The 2,838-nt window shown below is 45.6% G+C and carries 3 protein-coding genes; 1 reads left to right on the forward strand and 2 read right to left on the reverse strand.

The features are described from left to right. Positions 1 to 73: 73 nt before the first annotated feature. On the reverse strand, positions 74 to 1,294 hold the full coding sequence (locus ACWHAR_RS19605) for an NAD(P)/FAD-dependent oxidoreductase (protein ID WP_041057634.1): 1,221 nt from the start codon (positions 1,292 to 1,294) through the stop codon (positions 74 to 76). Positions 1,295 to 1,625: 331 nt separating this feature from the next. On the opposite strand from ACWHAR_RS19605, the gene yumC reads away from it, so the two are divergent. Beyond that, positions 1,626 to 2,624, forward strand: coding sequence for a ferredoxin--NADP reductase 2 (gene yumC / locus ACWHAR_RS19610; protein WP_017695550.1), 999 nt, complete (start codon positions 1,626 to 1,628; stop codon positions 2,622 to 2,624). Between the two features lie 37 nt (positions 2,625 to 2,661). On the opposite strand, the gene ACWHAR_RS19615 is transcribed toward yumC, so the two are convergent. Beyond that, complete coding sequence (locus tag ACWHAR_RS19615) at positions 2,662 to 2,802, reverse strand: hypothetical protein (protein WP_003228723.1); 141 nt, start codon at positions 2,800 to 2,802, stop codon at positions 2,662 to 2,664. Between the last annotated feature and the right edge of the window lie 36 nt (positions 2,803 to 2,838).

The following is a 2,838-nucleotide window of genomic DNA, read 5'->3' on the forward strand; positions in this document are numbered from 1 at the left end:
ACATACTTATTTTCCTCTCATTCTCTTTTTATTTTGGCGTTTTTTAATAAAGAAAACCCGCTTCCGCGGGTTTTTAGAAAAACTTGAACTTGCCTTTTTTCAGTGTCAGTCCGAGTCCGCCAATCATAAACAGCGAGCGGTTATCAATGACTTTTTTCATAAACGAAGCGGGCGTGCCTTTCAGCTTTCTGCCATAAACAACCCCAACCGCGTTATGCTCGCCAAGAGAAGCCACTGTTCCCTTAATGTCCGGCTTGAATTCCTCAAGCTCTCCGCCTTTAATAAGCCTGCCAAGGTTTATAGCGACCGTTATGCCCTGCTGCATTGCAATTTGCGCAGTCGGCGGATACGGGCGCTCTGTATCTTCATTCATAAACAGCGAGCTGTCGCCGAGAATAAAGACATTGTCATGTCCTGGGGCGCGAAGATCAGGGTTGACTTTCACCCGGCCGCGCATATTTTCAAAACCGGCCTCCTCTACAATCGGATGGCCGCGGACACCTGCTGCCCATACAACGGTTTGCGATTTGATCTGCTCTGGTTCTTCATCTTTTTTGCCGACTCTGACTCCTTCTGGTGTACATTCTTGTACAGCCGTTCCGATCTTGAACTCAACTCCGTTTTCCTCAAGATAATGTACGGCGTAATCAACAAGTTCCGGATCAAAGCCCGGCAAAACGGTCGGCGCTGCTTCCACACAAATGATGCGGACAAGGCTTCTGTCAACGTCATATTCCTTACAGAGCTCCGGCACGCGAGCAGCCAGTTCGCCAAGAAATTCAATTCCCGTAAATCCGGCACCGCCAACAACGATCGTTAACCTGTCCGGCCGTTTTTCCGCTTCCGTATTGTAAGTCGCAAACTGCAGCTCAATATGTTCCCGCAGCAGGCGCGACGTGTTGATGTTGGCAATCGGAAACGCATATTCTTTTAAGCCTTTAATGCCGAACGTTTCAGGCACGGCGCCGAGCCCGATGACTAAATAATCGTACTGCAATTCTCCATTCGCAAGCACAACTTTTTTCTCATCAATTTTGATTGCCTTTACAGTATCCTGTACAAAATTCACCCGTGACTGGTTGATTACATCTTTTATCTGATAACGGCAGCGGTCATGATGGAGCGTACCCGCGCTCGCTTCATGCATCCATGTCGTTTCATAATGATAATTGTGTTTATTTACAAGCGTAATGTCAGCATCATTCGGCCCGACATACTTCGTCAGCCTTGTCACCGTCATCAATCCGCCATATCCTGCACCTAAAATCACGATTTTGGGCTTATTCAATGCCATCACATCCACCTTCTCTTTTTTTGCTTTTGTTAGACCCATAATAAAATCATCATTTGTGTTAGCTTCAGCTTATTGGCGGGATTTTATGAAATATATTGAAAAGTTTTTTGTGAAGTCCTTACCCGTAGCACTATTATCATGTTTATCCGGCTGGCCCAAGAAACATTCAGAAAAAGATCATTTCATTTGGTTATTATCGTAGCGGCCTGCGGAAATATTTTCAAGAACGGATGGGCATGTTAGATCCTTGCGATTTTTTCTGCTGACTCGTCAATTTCAACGGCAATATGGTATAATTAATAACAATTTTCATTTAGGAGGCAATTTTCGTATGCGAGAGGATACAAAGGTTTATGATATTACAATTATAGGCGGGGGACCGGTCGGCTTATTCACCGCTTTTTACGGCGGGATGAGACAGGCAAGCGTCAAAATTATCGAAAGCCTGCCTCAGCTCGGCGGACAGCTTAGCGCCCTATACCCTGAGAAGTATATATATGATGTAGCGGGATTCCCGAAAATCCGCGCGCAAGAGCTTATCAATAACCTAAAAGAGCAAATGGCGAAATTCGACCAAACCATTTGTGTGGAGCAAGCGGTTGAATCTGTTGAGAAACAAGCAGACGGCGTGTTTAAGCTTGTAACAAATGAAGAAACCCACTACTCTAAAACGGTCATCATCACTGCAGGAAATGGCGCATTCAAACCGAGAAAGCTGGAACTTGAAAATGCCGAGCAGTATGAAGGCAAAAACCTCCATTACTTCGTTGATGATCTGCAAAAATTCGCCGGCAGACGCGTTGCGATCCTTGGCGGTGGAGATTCCGCGGTTGACTGGGCGCTTATGCTTGAGCCAATCGCAAAAGAAGTATCGATCATTCACCGCCGCGACAAGTTCCGTGCGCACGAGCACAGTGTGGAAAACCTTCATGCGTCGAAGGTTAATGTCCTGACACCATTCGTCCCTGCGGAGCTGATCGGCGAAGGCAAAATCGAACAGCTAGTGCTTGAAGAAGTGAAAGGCGACCGCAAAGAGATTTTAGAAATTGATGACTTAATCGTCAACTACGGTTTCGTTTCATCTCTTGGACCGATCAAAAACTGGGGCCTGGACATCGAGAAAAATTCCATTGTCGTGAAATCAACAATGGAAACAAATATCGAAGGCTTCTTTGCAGCAGGTGACATTTGTACATACGAAGGAAAAGTCAACCTGATTGCCAGCGGCTTCGGTGAGGCACCAACAGCAGTGAACAACGCCAAGGCTTACATGGACCCGAAAGCCCGCGTACAGCCTCTTCACTCAACAAGTCTTTTTGAAAATAAATAATAAAAAAGGAGCTTGTGTCTGCGACACAGCTCCTTTTTTATTTGAAGATATTTATATAATTCAATGCAGTGCCTACAACCAGCGCAATCACAAGGGCTGCGACTACCCAGATCATTGCCATAATAATGCGGTCCTGAATCTTTTGGGACTTCGGTGTTTTTTCTTCGTTTTGGGCCATCTTATTCGCTCCTTTCCCATGTCCATGCCATAAAGA

The organism is Bacillus sp. LR--39 (genome assembly GCF_053613335.1).

What these genes read in the sequence shown, in the direction of transcription:
- ACWHAR_RS19605 (WP_041057634.1), bottom strand. Translation starts at nt 1,294, where the DNA reads ATGGCATTGAATAAGCCCAAAATCGTGATTTTAGGTGCAGGATATGGC.
- yumC (WP_017695550.1), top strand. Translation starts at nt 1,626, where the DNA reads ATGCGAGAGGATACAAAGGTTTATGATATTACAATTATAGGCGGGGGA.
- ACWHAR_RS19615 (WP_003228723.1), bottom strand. Translation starts at nt 2,802, where the DNA reads ATGGCCCAAAACGAAGAAAAAACACCGAAGTCCCAAAAGATTCAGGAC.